The following is a 20,052-nucleotide window of genomic DNA, read 5'->3' on the forward strand; positions in this document are numbered from 1 at the left end:
GAGGACCAGACAAATTACATAAGTTTTATTATCCAGTTTCCTAACCAACCCTGCTTTTTGCCTCTCTCCAAATGGCCATTAATTCGTTAAAAGGTTTTCCCTGCAAATTAGGGAGATGCTTTTGTTGGGCAATTGCTTTAACAGCGTGAAATCTTCGCTCAAATTTTCCCACTGTTTTTTCCAGTGTTTCTTCAGGGGAAAATTGACAAAAGACACATAGAGAGAATACCGCGTGCAATAAATCCCCTATTTCTTCTTGTAATGCGGAGCGATCATTTTTATGTTCTGATTTTAAATGCTCGATAACTTCAACACACTCACTTTTTATCTGCTCCATAATTTGATCAGTCGTTTCCCACTGAAATCCAAATTCAGCCGCTTCATGCTCTAGAATAGCGATTTTTTCCAACAAACCTGACAATCAACTCACCTCAAGAATTAACTCTATCCCTTAAAATACTACAAAAAACAACCTGCAAAAAGATAATTGAGACAAAAATTTTTATCATTAACTAATACCCGGTTTACTGGTTTCATCTGAAATTGGAAAATGAAATTGATTTTCAAATTCTTGCTCCCATTTAAAAAAATCAGGAAAGTCATCAGCAAATATTTCTGGTGTAGCAGAAAAAATTGCCATTAAATCACAAGTAACAATTTCCTTATATTCAGGTAGACGAATTTTCTTATGGATGAGTATAGAAGTAATTAATAATTCATTAACCGAAGCACTACCTCTATTGAAAGGCATGGCTTGAGTTAAATGCCAGCTTAATTTGGCGAGCGTTTTTATAAAATTTAAAAACTTATCTTTATCCTGATAATAATTTTCATCCAGCATAAGTTCATCATAAAGAGGAGAATAATTCGTTAGAAGAAGTATTGAAATCTTTGCTTTTTAGAATGGAAGGATCCAGCAATTTTCTAATTGTTCCAGTTATACTTAGTAGTTCCTCAAAAGAAGGATTTTTCTTTATAATTTTAGCAATAACCTTACTTGCTTTAAAACAATCAAAAGCAAACTGACTGTTCTCCCAAATAGCTTTTAATAAATTAGATTGAGCTACAAAAGGATATTTTTCAACTTCATGCGGTTTCATATAAATAAAAATCATCACTACCTTATCAAATTATAGATGATATAGTGAAAAAATTATTTATTTTAGATTTAAATTTTACGCCTAAGCCTCAGTATAATAACCGTAAGACTTAAAACTCACGGTTATTCATACAGAATTTTTTGCATTGCCAATTAAAGAGCCAGTAACGTTAAATTGCCTCAAAAACTGCCGCGGCTCCCATACCCGTACCTATACACATAGTCACCATACCATAACGTCCTTTTATACGACGAAGACCGTGTAATAATGTAGCAGTTCTGATTGTTCCGGTTGCTCCTAAAGGATGTCCTAACGCAATAGCACCTCCTAAAGGATTAACTTTATCATAGGGTAAATCCAATGTCTTGATCACCGCTATAGCCTGAGCCGCGAATGCTTCATTAAGCTCTATCCAATCGAGTTGATCAAGGGTAATACCTGCTTTTTTTAGAGCGATGGGTACCGCATTAATGGGGCCAATACCCATAACCTCTGGCGGTACACCGGCCACAGCAAAACTGAGTAAGCGCCCTATGGGCTGTAAATCATATTGCTTGAGTGCCTGCTCATTGGCTAAAAGTGCAATACCCGCTCCGTCACTTGTTTGAGAGCTATTCCCTGCCGTTACTGTACCTTTTAAAGCAAATACGGGTTTAAGGCGAGCGATGACATCATAAGAGGTATCAGCGCGAGGTCCTTCGTCTTCACTAATAACCCGTTTTTTATTAATTAATTCAGAAGAATCCAAATCCACATGACGAACCGTAATTTCGATAGGACTTATTTCTTCCTGAAAATCACCTCGTCGTTGCGCGGCTATGGCACGCCGATGACTTTCAGCAGCAAATTCATCCTGTTGTTCTCGACTCACTTCCCAGCGTTTAGCCACATTTTCCGCAGTAATTCCCATACCATAGGCAATAGCAACGTGTTCCTTATTAAAAATTGCAGGATTAGCAGTATATTTATTACCGCCCAAAGGAACCATCGACATACTTTCTACGCCACCAGCCAGAGCAAGCGACATATTTCCCTGATGGATGGATGCAGCAGCCGTTGCAATACTTTGTACGCCTGAAGAACAAAATCGATTAACAGTCATTGCGGGCACTGATTGTGGCATATCAGCAAGCAGTGAAGCAATTCGGGCAACGTTCATGCCTTGTTCTGCTTCAGGCATTGCACAGCCTATAACTACATCGCCTATAGCTTCCCAATCGAGAGATTTATTACGTTTTTTCAATGTTCTTATCGTATGAGCGAGTAAATCATCCGGTAAAGTATGTTTGAATACTCCTCTTGGTGCTTTCCCCACGGGAGTACGTAATATGTCCACTATATATACATTTGTCATTACCAATCTCCTTACGGTGTACTGATTAATTACGTAACGGCTTACCCGTTTCCAGCAGGTGCGTGATGCGGTCTTGAGATAAAGAAGTGGCTGCCAAGGTCATAAAAGCCTCTTTTTCGAGCCGGAGTATCCATTTTTCGTCAACCAGCTCCCCCTGATTTACATCCCCTCCGCAAAGCACTTTCGCTAATTCATTGGTGATAAAGTAATCATGTTGAGAAATAAACCCGCCTTCCAGCCAATTAACCAAGCCTGCCTGCAAACGAGCATGCCCTTCTCGGCCCGCTACTTTAAATGAGGTTTGAAGAGGAGGTTGATAATTAGCGGCTTGTAAAACTTTAATTTCGGCAAGAGAAGCAAATAACACTTCGTTGACGTGCATGAGCCAGCGATCCTTATCACGAAGATACCCTTTCTGTTTTGCTTCAACTGCACTGCCGGCAACAAAAGCGGTGGCAATTTGCTGAAAATACGGTTGAATGAAATTCATTAAATCAGTATTTTGTGCCATAGAGGCTGAGCGCATGGCCAGTTCTTTACAACCACCCCCTGCGGGAATAAGACCTACTCCTGCCTCAACCAAACCCGGGTAAGCTTCAAAAGCTGCGATAACAGCATCACAATGCATTATTAATTCACAACCGCCACCCAGAGCACGGCCCCGTAATGCAGCAACTGTTGGAATGGTGGAGTATTTTAAACGCATTACCACACGTTGGAACTGACTTATCATTGCCTCCAGAGCATCCATTTTATTAGCATGGATTAAAGCGGCAACACCCCGTAAATCTGCACCGGAACAGAATGTTGTCGTATCAGGTTGATAAATAATCAAGCCCTGCCCCTCTTTTTCTACTTTTTCTATTGCCTGCTCAAGACCGTCCAAAACAGCTTGCCCAATAGTATTTGCTTTACTTTTAAAATTCACCACAGCAACATCATCTTTCAGATGCCATACATGTACACCTTCATTTTCAAATAGAGTTGTAAAATGAGAAGCAGACTCGTTTAAAACTCTATCCGGGAAAAACTGACGTTGATAAACAGGAAGCTGACTACGAGGATTATAAGCATCGTCCTGTGGTGAATAAGCGCCTTCTTTTTTGTAAAAATTATCTATTTTATTCAGCCAATCGGGTAATGGTGCCTGGCTTAACGTTGTTTTTGTAACAATACCTTGCCCTATAATTGATTGCATTTCTGTAAAACCTGCCAGTTGCCAGGTTTCAAAAGGACCTTGCTGCCAACCAAAGCCCCAGCGGATGGCCAAATCCACATCACGAACATTATTAGCAATACCTTGCAAATGATAAGCACTATAATGAAAAAGATCGCGGTAACAGGCGAGTAGGAATTGGGCCTGTTTATCTTTGGAAGCCACAAGTGATTGTATGCGCTGAGTCGGTTCCTTTATTTTCATGATGTTCTTTACTTCATCACTAAGCTCTCCTTGCGCTGGTCGATAATTGCCTGAATCCACATCAAATACTTCAATAACCTTACCATTTTTACGGTAAATGCCCTGACCGGTTTTTTGCCCCAGATGGCCATCCTGAATAAGTTGGGTAAGCCAGCCAGGTAAAGTGAACAGTGTATGCCAGGGATCTTCTTTTAATTGCTCTTGCATGGTATGAACAACATGCTGCATGGTATCCAGCCCCACTACATCCATTGTTCTAAAGGTTGCTGATTTGGGACGACCCAGTAGAGGCCCAGTCAAGGCATCAACCTCATCCAGACCCAGTTTCATGGTTTGCGCATGATGCAGAGTTATCAACAAAGAGAAAACACCAATACGGTTTGCAATAAAATTCGGCGTATCTTTGGCACGAACAACACCTTTACCCAAACGGCTTGTTAACCAGGTTTCCAAATGATCGATCAATTGCGGCAAGGTAGTATTTGCGGGAATTAATTCCGCTAAATGCATATAGCGTGGCGGATTAAAAAAATGAACCCCACAAAAGCGTTGACGATGTTTTTCAGGCAAGACACTGGATAATGTATTGATACTCAATCCAGAGGTATTGCTAACCAAAATTGCATTTTGATTTAAATAAGGGGAAATACGTTTGTAAAGATCTTCTTTCCAATCAAGGCGTTCAGCAATTGCTTCAATGATCAGATCGCAATCAGCCAAATCGGCTAAATTTTTTTCATAATTGCGTGCCTGTAATAAAAATGCTGTTTGCGGAGTAGCCAAGGGGGTTGGCTTTAATTTCCCCAGATTTGCAATGGCTTTATCCACCAATGCGTTATCTGCTCCTTCTTTTGCTGCCAAATCAAATAATAAGGTTTCAATACCTGCATTGACACAATGTGCTGCAATTTGTGCTCCCATGACCCCGGCACCGAGAACAGCAACTTTCTTAATAAAAAAAGCATCCTTCATGTTCCATGTCCTCTCAATTGAAATAAATAATCACTACATTCCAGGTCCCGCGGATAAGCGCGGTACGTTGAGATCGTTAAAAATCAAAACTGAAATTAAGATAAATTAAAACGAATCCCCTGAGCCAAAGGTAAGGCATCACCCCAATTGATAGTGTTAGTCTGGCGCCGCATATAAGCTTTCCATGAATCTGAACCTGATTCTCGACCGCCACCTGTTTCTTTTTCACCACCAAAGGCTCCTCCTATTTCGGCTCCTGACGTACCAATATTAATATTGGCAATGCCGCAATCGCTACCTGATGCGCTTAAAAAGCGTTCAGCGTTTTTCAGATTTTGCGTAAATAAAGCAGAAGACAACCCTTGAGGAACACTATTTTGTAAGATAATCGCTTCTTCCAGGGTACGATAAGACATGACATAAAGAATCGGGGAAAAAGTTTCCTCCTGCACAATATCCCAATCATTTTTTATTTCCGTAACCAAAGTCGGTTGTACAAAATAACCTGTTTTATTGAGTACTTCTCCGCCGAATGCAAGTTGCCCGCCAGCTGCCTTTATCCGCTCGATAGCCCGTTTGAATTGAATAACCGCTTGCTCGTCAATTAATGGTCCCATCAGATTTTTGCTATCAAGCGGATCCCCTATCGTTATTTGCTCATAAGCATGTCGGAGGCGTTTAACAACGTCCTTATACATTGATTCGTGCACGAATAAACGTCGTGTTGAGGTACAACGTTGGCCAGCCGTGCCAACCGCGCCAAAGACAATGGCAGGAATTGCCAGATTCAAATCGGCTGATTCATCCACAATAATGGCATTGTTACCCCCTAATTCAAGAATGGTTTTGCCAAGACGTCCTGCTACTTTTGTCGCAACCTGCTTTCCGACAGCCGTTGATCCTGTAAATGAAATTAAAGGAATGCGTGGATCAGTTACCATTGCTTCCGCTATTTCATGAGATTTGGGAATGATTAAGGAAAAAATTTCCGGGCAATGATTTCTTTGCAATACTTCATTACAAATATGTTGCACAGCTACTGCACAAAGTGGTGTTTTTGCTGAAGGCTTCCACAAAGTAACATTACCACAGACTGCTGCAATAAAAGCATTCCAGGACCATACAGCCACAGGAAAATTAAACGCTGAAATAACACCGACAATCCCATAAGGATGCCATTGTTCATACATTCGATGGTTAGGTCGTTCAGAATGCATGGTATTACCATACAACATACGTGATTGACCCACGGCAAAATCAGCGATATCAATCATTTCCTGTACTTCCCCGTCACCTTCCTGTTTGGACTTTCCCATTTCAAGGGAAACTAAAGTGCCTAAATGGTCTTTATTTTCACGCAAAGATTGTCCTATTTGCCGAACGATTTCTCCCCGCTGGGGTGCCGGGATCTGGCGCCAGAGGGCAGCTGCTTTTTCTGCTCTCTCCAAAACATGTTGATAATCCTGCATGGAGCAAGCGGCTATTTCAGCAAGTTTTTCGCCATTGGATGGGTTAAATGAAGAAAGCGTCCCCGCACCTGTTTCACTATGCCATCCCTGTCCACTAAATGCTCCGGGATTCATTTCTTTTATATGCAGATGTTTTAGTAAATCCATTACTACTCCTTTAAGAATAATGTTGGCCAAAGCGATTGGCGAGTATGTCAGTCAGGTTGAAATTTTCCTGTAATATCAACCCCTTGTATTCATTAGTTTGCCCCATCACCAAATCAACGACAGCGCAGACTCCCGCCGCAGTACTTACCTGGATAGCTGACCATTCCAATTCTCGAATTGTTTCCGGATAGACTTTCCTGACATAACTTTTTTCGGTTAATTCACCCTGTTTGATTCCTTCTACAGTGACGTAAACAATCACTATATCCTGATAGGTTTTAGGGATAGCCCGCTCCAGAATTCGCTTGAGGGTATCACGATCTTCATTGAGTTTAAGATCATTCATTAACAGACGCATTTTTTCACAATGTCCGGGATAACGCATGGTTTTATAATTCAGACTTTGAATTTTATCCTTATAAAGATCAGCCAGACTACCCAAGCCACCGGAAGTATTGAACGCCTCGTATTCACAACCATCAATTTGAATCGATTCCCGTCCTTCTAATGGTTTAAGAATAATTGGTTTCCCTCCCTCAATCCCATAACAGGGATTGCCATATTCATTTATTATTCCATCCGTTGACCAGGTTAAAGAATAGTGGAGTGCATTACTCGCGCGTTGAGGTAGTGCACCCACACGCAGCTTTGCATGATGGCATTGCTCAAATTCTTTCATTAAACTATTGGCGGCGATACTGATAAATCCTGGTGCAAGGCCACATTGAGGTACAAAAGCAGTTTCAGCTTTTTCCGCAATGGCTTTCACTGCGTCTGTAACAGATGTATCTTCGGTAAGGTCAAAGTAATGTACTTTTGCCGCTTTTGCTGCCTCGGCAACATGCGTATTAAGAAAATAAGGAAGGCTGGAAATAACGGCAACAATTTCATGTTCAATAAAGTAAGCCTGTAAAGCTTCCTGCTCTTTGACATCAAGTGCCACGGTTTTAATCTCTGGCATGACTTGCAACAGGCGAATAACGTCTGTTCCGGAAAATTGTAAATCAGCTAAATGAACTTCATAATCACCACTGTCTGCGAGTAAACAGGCTATTAAACTTCCAATTTTTCCCGCGCCTGTAACCATAACGTTATACATCCTTTCTCCCTCTTTTTGTAAAACGAGCCGTCATCGTACACTAAAAAAACAGTACTTGAATAGACTTGCCTTTTCCCAAATCTCGAAAAACTGGCCTTTGACCTGTAATAATCTTGACCTTTATGAGCCAGTATCTTATCGTCACTTCATGTCTCTGATTATGTAATGACAATGATTCAAACGGCTGTCATCAAAAAATGGGGTATTTCGGCAAAGGCTATTCATTACAGTCCTTTTTTGCGCGCTTTTTGTTTCGGATTACTGTTGCCTCTAAGTTTTGCTCCCTTCCACTTGCCTGGTGCTGCTATTCTGGCCCTTGCTCTTTTTTATATTCAAATAAACAATGGAAACAGTCGACATGCTTTCTTAAAAGGTCTGTTTTCAGGTTTGGGGTATTTTGGACTGGGGATTTCGTGGATTTTTGTCAGTATTCATGAATACGGGCATCTTAATACTTTTATCTCTGCGTTAATTACCTCTCTTTTTTTACTTTATTTATCATTATTTTTAGCGCTGGCGGCTTTTATTTTTAGAAAACTTGTCAGAAACCCCCATTCTGTTTTTTCCTGTTTGTTATTTAGCTCACTCTGGATTTTATTTGAATACTTACGATCCACCTTGCTAAGCGGATTCCCCTGGTTGCTCCTTGGTTTTGGGCAATTTGACGCGCCGGCTAAATACCTACTACCCGTTTTAGGAGTCTATGGTGTTGGATTTTTAACCTGTTTTGCTGCGACTCTACTTGCAGTCAGTGTGCAACAGCGTGGTTTCAAACAATCTGTCGGTCTTGTCGCTTTTGTCGCCTTAGTTCTCTCTCCCTCTTTGTTTAAAAATATAACCTGGTCTCAGGAAGCCAACACACCTGTCTCTGTAGGGATTATTCAAGCTAATTTATCCATGCGGGATAAATGGGATGAAGATCTTTTTTGGCAATTATTAGCACGCTATAAGCACGATACAGAAGAATTACTGGGTACCAATCTGATTGTCATGCCAGAATCAGCAATTCCGTTGCCTCCCAGCTATATTGGTGATTATCTGAATGAAATACACAATCAGGCAAAAAAAGCCGGGAGTGCAGTCATATTGGGGATTCCCCAACCAACTACTGCTGATGAAAATTATTTTTTTAATGCATTGATTGCTTTGGGACAAGCAAAGGGGGTTTACGCCAAGCAGCACCTTGTCCCTTTCGGTGAATACATTCCTAAACCTTTTCATTACATTAGTAACTGGTTAGCTATACCGGATGCCAATTTAAAACCGGGAAAAAATAATCAGGACTTAATTAAAATTACAAAACATCCTGTTGCTACTTTAATTTGTTACGAATTAGCATATGGTGATTTATTACGTCGCCAGCTCCCCGAAGCGGAATGGATTATCTCAATCAGCGATGATGGCTGGTTTGGGCATTCACTGGCTATGTATCAACAACAACAAATGGCCCAGGTACGTTCGCTGGAAACAGCGCGTTATCAGGTTATCGCCAATAATGATGGTTTATCCTCAGTGGTTAATACTCAAGGAGAAGTCGTAGCTTTTTTACCTGCTTTTCATGCCGGAATACTTAAAACAACCCTTTTCCCGGCAACAGGTATAACACCCTGGATTTATTTGGGGGATACGCCGATGTTACTATTTTGTGCATTAATTGTTCTTGTTTATACGAGTTATTGTATTATTAAACAAAAAGTAAACGCTTAACCTATTGCTGCTAAGCACAAGAGGCGTTATTCTTACCAGCTCTATTGAAATTTATCTTATGACTATGGATAACAGCTATAAACCACGTGAAATTGAAGAACAAGCCCAACAGTATTGGCTTAAAAAACTATCGTTTAGTGTCTCAGAAGACTTAAATAAAGAAAAATTTTACTGCTTATCCATGTTTCCCTACCCCAGTGGTACTCTGCATATGGGACATGTTCGTAACTACACCCTGGGCGATGTTATTTCCCGTTATCAACGCGCTTTAGGGAAAAATGTCCTGCAGCCTATTGGTTGGGACGCATTTGGCCTGCCAGCAGAAAACGCTGCCATCAAGCATGGCATTCATCCTGCTGAATGGACAAGAAAAAATATTGCTTCCATGAAAGAGCAATTTTTAAAATTAGGCAATGCCTATGATTGGAAACGGGAAATTACTACTTGTGATCCGGATTATTATCGTTGGGAACAGTGGTTTTTTATTAAACTTTATGAAAAAGGATTAGTTTACAAAAAAAACGCCGTTGTGAACTGGGATCCTGTCGATCAAACAGTACTTGCCAATGAGCAAGTCATTGACGGACGCGGTTGGCGTTCTGGCGCATTAGTTGAGCGCCGTGAGATTTCCCAATGGTTTATAAAAATTACCAATTATGCGGATGAGCTGCTACGTGATCTGGATACCCTGGATGAGTGGCCCGCTCAGGTAAAACAAATGCAGAGAAACTGGATTGGCCGTTCTGAAGGCTGTGAAATCAGTTTCAAAATTACCGGGTTTACTAAACGTTTAAAAATCTACACCACCCGTCCCGACACACTAATGGGAGCAACCTATCTCGCTGTGGCGCCTGATCATCCATTAGCCAAAGAGGCTGCGAATCAACGTGCTGAGGTACGTGCTTTTATTGATAGCTGCCAGGGTGTCCGCATGGCTGAGGCTGATCTCGCCACAATGGAAAAACGCGGGATCGATACAGGGCTGAAAGCGACTCACCCTGTTACTGGTCTGGAGCTTCCTGTCTGGATTGCCAATTTTGTTTTAATGCAATATGGTTCAGGTGCCGTTATGGCCGTCCCTGCTCATGATCAACGTGACTGGGAGTTTGCACAAAAATATAATCTTCCCGTTAAAGAAGTCATAAAGCCAATGGATGGCACTTCCCATGATTACACAAAATCAGCTTTTACCGCAGAAGGCGAATTAATTAACTCAGGTTCTTTTGATGGGTTGTCTTCAGCAAAGGCCACCTTGCAGATTGCCAAATTCCTGGAAGAACAAGACGCGGGTAAAATGACTGTTAATTATCGTTTACGCGATTGGGGAGTATCAAGACAACGTTATTGGGGAACCCCTATACCGATGATCCATTGTGAAGAATGTGGCATTGTACCTGTGCCAGAGGAAGATTTACCCGTTACTTTACCAGAAGATATTGAATTGACAGGAAGTGGTTCTCCACTAGCGCAATGCAGTGAATTTGTGCACACAGAATGTCCGAAATGCGGACAAGATGCCTCCCGTGAAACCGACACTTTTGATACTTTTATGGAATCATCCTGGTATTATGCCCGCTTTGCCTGTAAAGGACAGGACAATGCCATGCTGGATGACAGGGCAAAATACTGGACACCGGTAGATCAATATATTGGAGGCATTGAACATGCCGTTATGCATCTTTTATATGCCCGTTTCTTCCATAAATTAATGCGTGATGAAGGTTTGGTTAATTCAGATGAACCTTTTAAAGCGTTGTTAACTCAGGGCATGGTCCTTAAAGATGGGCATAAAATGTCTAAATCACTGGGTAATGTAGTTGATCCTAATCATTTAATTGATACTTATGGAGCTGATACGGCCCGTTTATTCGTAATGTTTGCAGCCCCCCCTGAACAATCGCTGGAATGGTCTGACACTGCAGTAGAAGGTGCACACCGATTCCTGAAACGCATATGGACATTTGTACATCAGCATCAACAAATTTTTATAGACATTAATGATGCTATTTTGGTAGGCAACGGTCATATTGACTGGCATAATGTAGAGAGTCGACTCAAAAAATCCCGCTTGATTGTCCACCAGATTCTTGCCCAGGCAAGCCATGATTATGAGCGCCATCAGTTTAATACCGTAGTTTCTGGTTGCATGAAACTATTCAATGAACTATCTAATTATGAGGTTAAAACAGAAGACGATAACTATTTTCTTCATTCAGGGATCAGTATTCTTTTACGTCTTTTAGCACCCATTACTCCTCATATTTGTCATCATCTATGGTTACAGGCAGGCTTTGAAAAAGTCATTATTGATGCGCCTTGGCCTAAAGTAGATAAAAGTGCATTAAAAAGTGATGAACTTGATTTTGTGGTGCAGGTTAATGGTAAGCTAAGAGCGCAATTTACAGCAAATAGTGACGAAGCAGAAGAAACATTAGTCGAGATGGCCAAGCAACATGCTCATCCTTTTTTAGAGGGTAAAATAATCAATAAAGCGGTAGTCGTAACTCATCGCCAACTAATCAATCTGGTTGTTAGTTAATGAAAAAACAGCTTTTAATGTGGGCAGGTTTTTTATTATTAACAGGTTGTGGATTCCACTTGCGCGGATTTGTTGATATGCCTGCCTGGCTCAATAATGTTGCCATTGTGATACAAAATGCGCATCGGGATTTAGGACCTCTACTAAAAGATCAGCTGGAGTCCTATAACATCAAAGTGAATCCCAATCCAGGACAGGCAAGTTATTTGCTTATTATCGAATCAGATAGTATTCAACAACAAATGACAAACGTGAGTGCAAGTACAGCACCGCGTCAATATTTACTCATCTATGATGTACAATTTACTGTTGTAAAAGTAAAAGGCAATACTATTATTCCATCCAGCCATGTTTCTGTTACTCGACAGTTAACCGTAAATAACAATCGAATTTTAGGGTCAAACTCAGAAGAAGCTCAACTGCTCAGTGAAATGAGACGTGATGCTGCCATGCAAATAATGAATCAATTAGGTCGGGAAAACGGAAAATCGAGAACTCACATTAAATAATCCTGGGAACTATTTTGCTTTGCACTAAATAAGTCATTTATTTTTTGAGTAAGTTTTTCATTTTTTGTAAGATAGCTAAGTATCCATCAAAATACAATAATAAGATGCTTATTAAACAACACGATCTAAATTCTCATTTGCGTCAAAAATCAGGGGCGCTTTACATTTTAATTGGCCAGGATCTTTTCTTTTTACAAAGAGCAGCACAATCTATCAAATCTACCTGGCAAACTGCAAAATCAGACGAAACAGAAACCAAAGTTTTCTATATTAATAATCCTTCTGACTGGTCACTTCTGAATGAAGAAGTTAACAGCTATTCTCTATTTGCAACAAAAACCCTCCTTGATATCCGTTATGAAAAAAAAGTACTGGATGCAACCGGGAAGGACTTTCTAAGCCGTTATTTGAAAAATATCAATCCTTTTTGCCTTCTGTTACTACAAGCAGCCAATTTGCCACAGAAACAATTACAATGGTTAACAAATCATAATGATGCTCATATTGTGCAGGCAAATCCACTTCATGCCCAGGCTATGAAAAACTGGATAGCAGAAGAGTTACAAACCAAAGCAATAAAATATGAATCCCATATTCCAGAGCTGATTCAACAATATACTGAAGGGAATATGCTTGCCTGTGCTCAGGTTATCGAAAAGCTTGAGTTACTTGTGAATGAAGATACGATATTAACCACAGAAATGGTAAAAGAACAATTAAGCGATCAATGCAACTACCAACTTTTTGAGCTGGCTGATGCCTGTTTGTCGTTTAATGCTAATAAGGCAATTCAGATTTTACGCCATGCTTGCCATAGTAAAATAGAACCAACTCTTATTTTATGGTTGTTAACCCAGGAAATACGACTACTGATACAACTCATTGAATTAAGAGAACAATCCATATCATTTGCTACCGCCTGCACTCAATTAAAAATATGGCCCCAACGCGCGAGACTTTATCAAGCCATTTCAAAAAAAATAGAGCTTGATACCTTATTCGATTTACTGCAATTTTGCAAAACAGTCGACGAACGAATAAAATTAAGTCAAGGTCACCAAATTTGGCATGCATTAGAACAAATTGCACTCTCACTTTGTCTAACCAGGCAGGCAGGTTACTTTGCATAATTTTATTATTTATGGAGGGACGTTTGATCCCATACACAACGGCCATATTAATACAGCAATTAACATTCAAAATCATTTCAATTTTGATCGTTTTGTATTCTTGCCTTGTAAGGTACCCGTTTTAAAACATCGTGCGCTGGCCACAGCAAAACAACGTATTACCATGATAGAGCTTGCGTTAAGCGAGCAGGATAAAAACAGACATTTTACTATTGATTTATCTGAAATTAATCGAGATTCCCCTTCTTATATGGTTAATACGTTAGAAAATTTTCGTCAGCAGTTTGGAAATAATATAGCGATAGTTCTTATAATGGGCGCTGATACTTTTAATCAACTTCCACAATGGCATGCCTGGCAACAGATTCTTTCGCTGACAAATTTACTTGTTATTAAACGTCCGGGCAAAAATTATGATCGGGAAGCCCCTGAGCCTGTAAAAGAATTACTCTCTCACTATGAAACTCATGAGGATAAAGCCATAAGTCAACAGCCACATGGTTTAATCTATCGTTATAATGCGGGTAATTTTAACGTTTCATCAAGCTGGATACGTCAACAAATTCGCATTCACAATGAGCAGGCATTAAAAAATTACCTATCTGACAAGGTTCTGAAATACATCAAACAAAACAATTTATATTTAGAAACACATTGATTTTTAATCCATAGGCTTGTATAAAATTACTTTTTTAATAGTTAGTAAACGTTTAATTAGGGAAAATTTATGCAAAAGGATCAGCGCAAGCTATTATTTTTATCAAGTTTAGGTGGTATTTTAGAGTTTTACGATTTTATTATTTATGCTTTATTTGCCAGTTATATTTCTACTGCTTTTTTTCCTGCCACTAATGAGATCATTAGTTTATTAATTACCTTCTCAACCTTTGCCATCGGTTATCTGGTCAGACCATTAGGTGGTATTATCTTCGGTCATTTTGGCGATCGTATCGGGCGTAAAGCAACGTTTACTGTTTCGATTCTGATGATGGCGCTTGCTACTATAGGTCTGGGCCTTGTTCCCCCTTATTCTATGATTGGGATGAGCGCACCCATTTTAATTATTACTCTGCGAATTATTCAGGGATTTTCCATTGGGGGAGAAATTCCCGGGGCAATAACTTACGTAAGCGAATCCATGACAAAGCATAAGGGTTTGGCCTGTGGTGTCATTTTTTGTGCCCTTCTTGCAGGGATTGTGATAGGTTTTATTGTGCAATCCCTTGTTGTAACAATCTTCTCTGAAGAACAAATGCAAGCCTATGGCTGGCGAATACCTTTTATTATCGGCGGTATTTTGGGACTGCTAAGTTATTTGTTACGCCGGGAATTACATGAATCAGCAGCCTTCAGAGCCATTGAAAAATCTGTCGAAAAATTTCCTCTTCTTACGGTTTGTAAGCAACAGCCTGGAATTATTTTAGCCGGCGCCTTGATTATAGCGCTGTGTGCTGCAATTGTGACATTACTTTTTTTGTTTGTTCCCGCTTATTTCACTAAGGTTTTACATTTACCCTCGAATGCTTATATGTGGCAACGCACTACGGCTATTACTTTCGGTTCTATAATGTGTGTGTTTTTTGGCTACATGACCGATTTTATTGATGTAAAAAAAATCATCAGGGTATTGGTATTATTGACATTATTCAGCGCTTATCCTATTTTCATTATTTATTGTTATTATCCAATCCTTTATCCCCTTGCATTTACTATCAGCGCCTTTTTACTTGGACTTTCAGCCGGTGTAATTCCACGGTTGCTTAGTGAACTATTTCCCGCTAATGTTCGTTATTCAGGCATCGCGGTGAGTTACAATCTGGGATTTGCTATCTTCGGCGGTTTAACACCCCTTATATCACTTTCACTTATTTATTACACTGAAAATACGGTAGCGCCAGCACTGTACTTGATTGCTGTTGCATTATTGACCATGACGTCAATGGTATTTATTCAGGGAAAACACCATCGCATAAGTAACGAACTGTGTAATGAGGTAAATTAATTTATAGTTTCGAATTACGACTTAGTCAGTAATTATAGCTTTTGTGGCTGTATCTGATATCTTATGTATCTTTTTACAGTCACGAAAAACCGGATTTTTTATGACCTTTTTTTCAACTATACACTTTAAAATTTTATTTTTAACCAGCTATGCCTTTTCTATAGCCTATACCCATTTACGAGGGAAAGTACGTTTAAAATTACTCCGCCAGCTAACCGATCATTCCAGCTTAATGGCTCCGGTGAATGCTATTATGTATCTTTTTTCTGCTGTACCCAGAACACCTTTTCTTGATTTATCCCATTTTCCCGAGTTAAAAATTTTACGGGACAACTGGAAAATAATCCGTGAAGAAGCGGAGTATCTCTATCAGGAAGGTTATATTACTGCTTCAGATAAACATGACGATATTGGATTTAATTCGTTTTTTCGACGAGGCTGGAAACGTTTTTATTTAAAATGGTATCAGGATCCTATGAATTCTGCTCGTGAACTTTGTCCTAAAACAGTTGCCTTAATCCAAAGCATCCCGAATATTAACGCAGCCATGTTTACTCTGTTACCTAAAAACAGTTTTTTGTTCAAACACCGCGATCCTTATGCAGGCTCTTTACGTTATCATTTAGGTTTAATTACTCCTAATTCTAAAGATTGTTGCATTTATGTGGATGGTAAGCCTTATTTCTGGCAAGATGGGCAGGATGTTTTATTTGATGAAACTTATATTCATCATGCAGAGAATACTACTTCTCAGGACAGAATTATTCTCTTTTGTGATATTCAACGTCCTTTAAACAATCCTTTGGCGAACAAATTTAATGCTTTTTTTAGTCGCACTATTATGAAAGCCGCATCCAGCAAAAATTTACCTACAGAACCCGTAGGATTTATTAACAAATTATTTAAATACGTTTATCAGATCCGTTTAATAGGAAAACGCTTAAAAAATTATAATCGCTCTTTCTATTATTTAGTTAAATATATGTTATTTTTAGCGCTTTTTTATTGGTTTTTCCTCGCCTAGTTATTAAATTTCTGAAGGAGACCTGCATGCTCAATTTAAAAGAGAATATTGTACTAATCACTGGCGCATCAAGCGGCATTGGGCGGGCCTGCGCTCAGCTTTTTGCTCAACAGGGTGCAAAACTTATTCTTTGTGCGCGGCGACAGGAACGGCTGGAAACAATTGCCAAAGCTCTTTATGATTTACATCATACTCATTGTTTACCTTTAGTATTAGATGTAAGAAATCAGTCTGAAGTAGAAAATACATTAAATAATTTGCCACTTGAATGGCAATCTATAGACATTTTAATAAATAATGCCGGCCTTGCTTTATCAAGTGATCCCATTCAACAGGGTTCTTTTACGAATTGGGATATCATGATTGATACGAATATAAAAGGGTTGCTTTATGTGACCCGTCATCTATTACCAGGTATGTTGGCCAGAAAACGTGGACATATTATTAATATAGGCTCCATAGCAGGCCGTGATTGTTATCCTAATGGGAATGTATATTGTGCTACAAAGCATGCTGTAAAAGCACTTAGTAAGGCAATGCGATTGGATCTAATGGGTAGCCCCATACGTGTTACAGAAATTGCTCCCGGTGCAGTTGAAACTGAATTCAGCGAGGTTCGTTGGAACGATAAGGATAAAGCCAAGGCTTTTTATCAGGATTTTGATCCTTTATTGGCTGAAGATATCGCTGATGCTGCTTATTATTGCGCTACAAGACCTCTACACGTGGATATTGCCGAAATACTTATTATGCCTACCGCTCAGGCTGCTGGTAATGCCATCTATCGCGGAGGCAAAAAAAAGACTCAAACTCAATAAAACCACTTAAGACCAATATTTGACCAGAATGATATCTTATTATATAATGATATTTTTGTACAGGTAGGTCAAATGCCTCGCAACCAGGTTTCTCGCATTAACAATCTTGAAAACGTAATTACAGAATTACGTCAGAACTACAATCAATCAAATACAAACGAGCGCGCTTCCTTTGGACCATTAGGAGAAGTGCTTGGAAAAGGTAGTGTAGGTGAAATTTGCCATGCTTATTACAAAAAAACCTCTTTTTTCCAACGAAAATTTTTTTCCAAACTGAAGCCTTTTTCAAGTCTTAATAAGAAGGAAAAAGAAAATATAAAAAATCTTTTAGAATCCCCTATTATATATGATAATCTTGATCAAATAAATGATGCTGAAATTATAAATATCTTATCCCTTCTTCAACTATCTGATGGATTAGAAGCACTTAATCTCCTTTATGAGTATGATCAACTACAAGTTGCATTCCAACCATTATTTGAAGCAATGATAGATTCTCCCTGGTCTTTCGTTAAGAGTCTTAACGAGGCTTCAACTAAGACATTAACTCTGCTTCAGCAAAGAAATATACCACTCTCTGTAGAAAATATTATCCTTATTTTACGACATGAAGATAAAGAAGGGTTATTTCGGGGATTAGAGTTGATTCATAATTTTTTTGGTGATCGAGAAGCTCCATTTGAGCTGTTATTCCAAATGATAAGTGGCGATCCCAATCCCAGGCTTTTTGCTCGATCCATTATCCATATTTTATCTGTGCTTGGGCAAAGAAATATAACGCTATCTCTAGAAAATATTAACCTTATTCAGCTATTATCTCAAATAATAAAAGACGATCCAAATCCCAGTATTTTTGCTCAATCATTTATCCGGACTTTATTTATACTTGAGCAGAGAAATATACCGCTATCTCTAACAAACCAGCTATTATTCCAAATAATAAAAAACGCTCAACATCCCAGATTTTTTGCTCAAAGTCTAATGTCTCAATTAACTCCTGATGGGGCACTTGTCCAGATTTTATCTATACTTAATCAAAAAAATATACTCTCGCCCAAGAACTTCATAGATACTTTACAATACCCGCATCAAGAGAATTTACTTGATGTATTAAATTTACTTCATAATTTTTGCAGGGATATGAATGTTCAGATTCCATTTCAGCGACTGTTTGATTTGATAATAGATACTCAAGAACCCCCTGCTTCTCTAAGTCAGATTTTATCAATCCTGCAACAAAATAATGCATTATCTATAGAGAATCTTAAATGTGTTTTAAACCATACGGATAAGCAAGCTGTATTAGAAAAATTAATACAAGGCAATACTACACAAAATCCATTTGAACTATTCTTTAAATCGATTATAAGTTCTCCAATGGCTCCTCGGAGAGATGAAGATAAAAAATTTATAGAAAATAATGAAGCGCTTGATGACTATTTTGGTCTGACAAATCATTCCGATTCAATTTCTCAGAATCATACACAAGATCCCTTTAGCTTTCCAATGGCTCTTCTGAGAGATGAAGACAAAAAATTTATAGGAAATAATGAAGCACTTGATGATTATTTTGGTCTGACAAATCATTCCGATTCAATTTCTCAGAATGATACAATGCCGGAACAACCTGAAATCAATAACAACAATATAAGTACATCCAATTCAGGAAAAAAAATAGTACATGAAAATAGTACTCGCTATAATTTCTTTCATCCCAATATATCATCTCCATCTCAGAACAACAATGCACTAGTAGATGAAGATGAAAAAATGAATGAAAAGAAAAGAATAGATTCATTATAAGAGTACAATACCTACCTTACGCGCTTTATGCGCGAAACCCGGTTTCGATCGCTATTCAAGATCGGGTTTTACCGCATACTAAGCCCAAACTGGCAATGAAGTAATTTACTCTTAATTTGATGGTTATTAATTTAGTTGGTACAATAAATAATCATTTATTATTTTGAGCTTAAATGTTTACATTAACCCAAGTACAATACATTTTTGACTATGCTATGCTTTCCTTTTATCAATATGCTGAAAAAACTAGACCTGAGGCAGTTAATAGATCGGCTCAGGTTGCTGCTGCAGCCACTACAATGGTTAATAAAGAAGCAAATATGGCAGTTAAAACTAAGCATACTGTTTTAACTGCCGGTTTAGAAGCAGTAATCTCCAATGAACACTTGAAAGGAGAAGCGCATAGGGCGGCTTTTGATATCCAATTTGCTATAAGTTTAAAAACCGGCCTAGAGAAGCTTTTTTGTGTTGAGAGTATTTCTGAATATGACAAGGCAAATGACAATGTTCCCACGCTCCCTGTTGTAGAAGTAAAATTAGAAGTTTTTTCATCTCTTGAAGAGCCTAAAACTCTTTGTAAACCCTCCTTTTTTAGTACCAGGCTAAACTAGAGGTTTCCGGGTGTTTGCTTAATCGGTATTGCACAGGCGTCATGCTGTTTAAAGCCTGATGCGGCCGTTCCTCATTGTACTCCTTTATCCACGCTTGGGTGATTTCTTTCACCTCCGTTAAACTTCTGAATGCGTACATATTCAAGACTTCCGTTCGGTAAGTCCGGTTAAATCGTTCTATATAAGAGTTTTGCGTAGGCTTTCCGGGCTGGATGAACTCAAGCTTAATACCATGTTGCTCCGCCCATTCAGTCATCGCGATTGAAATGAATTCAGGACCATTATCCAGTCGCAGTTTCTTTGGGTAACCTCTTATTTCGGCAATTTGATTCAATTCACGAATAACTC

18 protein-coding genes are annotated in these 20,052 nt (G+C 39.0%); 10 read left to right on the forward strand and 8 right to left on the reverse strand.

The genetic code is table 11. The features are described 5' to 3' along the window. Positions 1–40: 40 nt before the first annotated feature. The 7 genes from T345_RS13325 to T345_RS0102310 all read right to left on the reverse strand — a co-directional run bounded on the left by T345_RS13325 (position 41) and on the right by T345_RS0102310 (position 7,561). On the reverse strand, positions 41–421 hold the full coding sequence (locus T345_RS13325) for a MazG nucleotide pyrophosphohydrolase domain-containing protein (RefSeq protein WP_035917979.1): 381 nt from the start codon (positions 419–421) through the stop codon (positions 41–43). A gap of 87 nt (positions 422–508) precedes the next feature. Beyond that, a complete protein-coding gene (locus T345_RS0102285) occupies positions 509–841 on the reverse strand; it encodes a hypothetical protein (RefSeq protein WP_028387918.1) in 333 nt (110 codons plus the stop codon). Between the two features lie 7 nt (positions 842–848). Next, positions 849–1,100, reverse strand: a complete 252-nt coding sequence (locus T345_RS0102290) for a hypothetical protein (RefSeq protein ID WP_131777704.1) — start codon at positions 1,098–1,100, stop codon at positions 849–851. Between the two features lie 169 nt (positions 1,101–1,269). Beyond that, a complete protein-coding gene (locus tag T345_RS0102295) occupies positions 1,270–2,454 on the reverse strand; it encodes an acetyl-CoA C-acyltransferase (RefSeq protein WP_028387920.1) in 1,185 nt (394 codons plus the stop codon). 25 nt (positions 2,455–2,479) lie between these two features. Beyond that, a complete protein-coding gene (locus T345_RS0102300) occupies positions 2,480–4,846 on the reverse strand; it encodes a 3-hydroxyacyl-CoA dehydrogenase/enoyl-CoA hydratase family protein (RefSeq protein ID WP_028387921.1) in 2,367 nt (788 codons plus the stop codon). A 95-nt stretch (positions 4,847–4,941) separates the two neighbouring features. Continuing rightward, the gene (amaB, locus tag T345_RS0102305; protein WP_028387922.1) at positions 4,942–6,462 is read right to left on the reverse strand and encodes an L-piperidine-6-carboxylate dehydrogenase; all 1,521 of its coding nucleotides are present in this window, start codon (positions 6,460–6,462) and stop codon (positions 4,942–4,944) included. A 10-nt stretch (positions 6,463–6,472) separates the two neighbouring features. After that, a complete protein-coding gene (locus T345_RS0102310; RefSeq protein ID WP_028387923.1) occupies positions 6,473–7,561 on the reverse strand; it encodes a saccharopine dehydrogenase family protein in 1,089 nt (362 codons plus the stop codon). A gap of 165 nt (positions 7,562–7,726) precedes the next feature. Here T345_RS0102310 and lnt point away from each other — a divergent pair, with 165 nt between their 5' ends. From lnt to T345_RS0102360, 10 genes are all read left to right on the forward strand, one after another. Next, positions 7,727–9,268: an apolipoprotein N-acyltransferase gene (lnt, locus tag T345_RS0102315; protein WP_242604552.1), complete on the forward strand. Its 1,542-nt coding sequence runs from the start codon at positions 7,727–7,729 to the stop codon at positions 9,266–9,268. A 64-nt stretch (positions 9,269–9,332) separates the two neighbouring features. Continuing rightward, positions 9,333–11,807 carry a leucine--tRNA ligase gene (gene leuS, locus T345_RS0102320; RefSeq protein ID WP_028387925.1) on the forward strand — a complete coding sequence of 825 codons (2,475 nt, stop codon included), beginning with the start codon at positions 9,333–9,335 and terminating at the stop codon, positions 11,805–11,807. Beyond that, positions 11,807–12,316 (forward strand): LPS-assembly lipoprotein LptE, encoded by a 510-nt coding sequence (locus T345_RS0102325; RefSeq protein ID WP_051555090.1) that lies wholly within the window; start codon positions 11,807–11,809, stop codon positions 12,314–12,316. Before leuS ends, T345_RS0102325 begins: the two co-directional genes overlap by 1 nt. A 104-nt stretch (positions 12,317–12,420) precedes the next feature. Beyond that, positions 12,421–13,446, forward strand: a complete 1,026-nt coding sequence (gene holA / locus T345_RS0102330; RefSeq protein WP_028387927.1) for a DNA polymerase III subunit delta — start codon at positions 12,421–12,423, stop codon at positions 13,444–13,446. Further along, positions 13,439–14,104: a nicotinate-nucleotide adenylyltransferase gene (nadD, locus tag T345_RS0102335; protein ID WP_028387928.1), complete on the forward strand. Its 666-nt coding sequence runs from the start codon at positions 13,439–13,441 to the stop codon at positions 14,102–14,104. Before holA ends, nadD begins: the two co-directional genes overlap by 8 nt. Positions 14,105–14,173: 69 nt before the next feature. Next, positions 14,174–15,448, forward strand: coding sequence for an MFS transporter (locus T345_RS0102340; protein ID WP_028387929.1), 1,275 nt, complete (start codon positions 14,174–14,176; stop codon positions 15,446–15,448). A 100-nt stretch (positions 15,449–15,548) separates the two neighbouring features. Next, positions 15,549–16,472, forward strand: coding sequence for an aspartyl/asparaginyl beta-hydroxylase domain-containing protein (locus tag T345_RS0102345; protein WP_051555091.1), 924 nt, complete (start codon positions 15,549–15,551; stop codon positions 16,470–16,472). 26 nt (positions 16,473–16,498) lie between these two features. Next, entirely contained in the window at positions 16,499–17,290 is a 792-nt protein-coding gene (locus T345_RS0102350; protein ID WP_028387931.1) for an SDR family oxidoreductase, read from the forward strand. Positions 17,291–17,362: 72 nt separating this feature from the next. Further along, positions 17,363–19,093, forward strand: a complete 1,731-nt coding sequence (locus tag T345_RS0102355) for a hypothetical protein (protein ID WP_028387932.1) — start codon at positions 17,363–17,365, stop codon at positions 19,091–19,093. Between the two features lie 173 nt (positions 19,094–19,266). Beyond that, a complete protein-coding gene (locus tag T345_RS0102360; RefSeq protein WP_028387933.1) occupies positions 19,267–19,704 on the forward strand; it encodes a hypothetical protein in 438 nt (145 codons plus the stop codon). Here the strand turns inward: T345_RS0102360 and T345_RS13330 are convergent. Continuing rightward, a partial coding sequence (locus tag T345_RS13330; protein ID WP_035917981.1) for an integrase core domain-containing protein occupies positions 19,685–20,052 on the reverse strand: 368 nt, incomplete at its 5' end. The two genes, T345_RS0102360 and T345_RS13330, sit on opposite strands and share 20 nt — an antisense overlap.

Source organism: Legionella fairfieldensis ATCC 49588 (assembly GCF_000621525.1).
GTDB classification, from domain to species: Bacteria; Pseudomonadota; Gammaproteobacteria; order Legionellales; family Legionellaceae; genus Tatlockia; species Tatlockia fairfieldensis.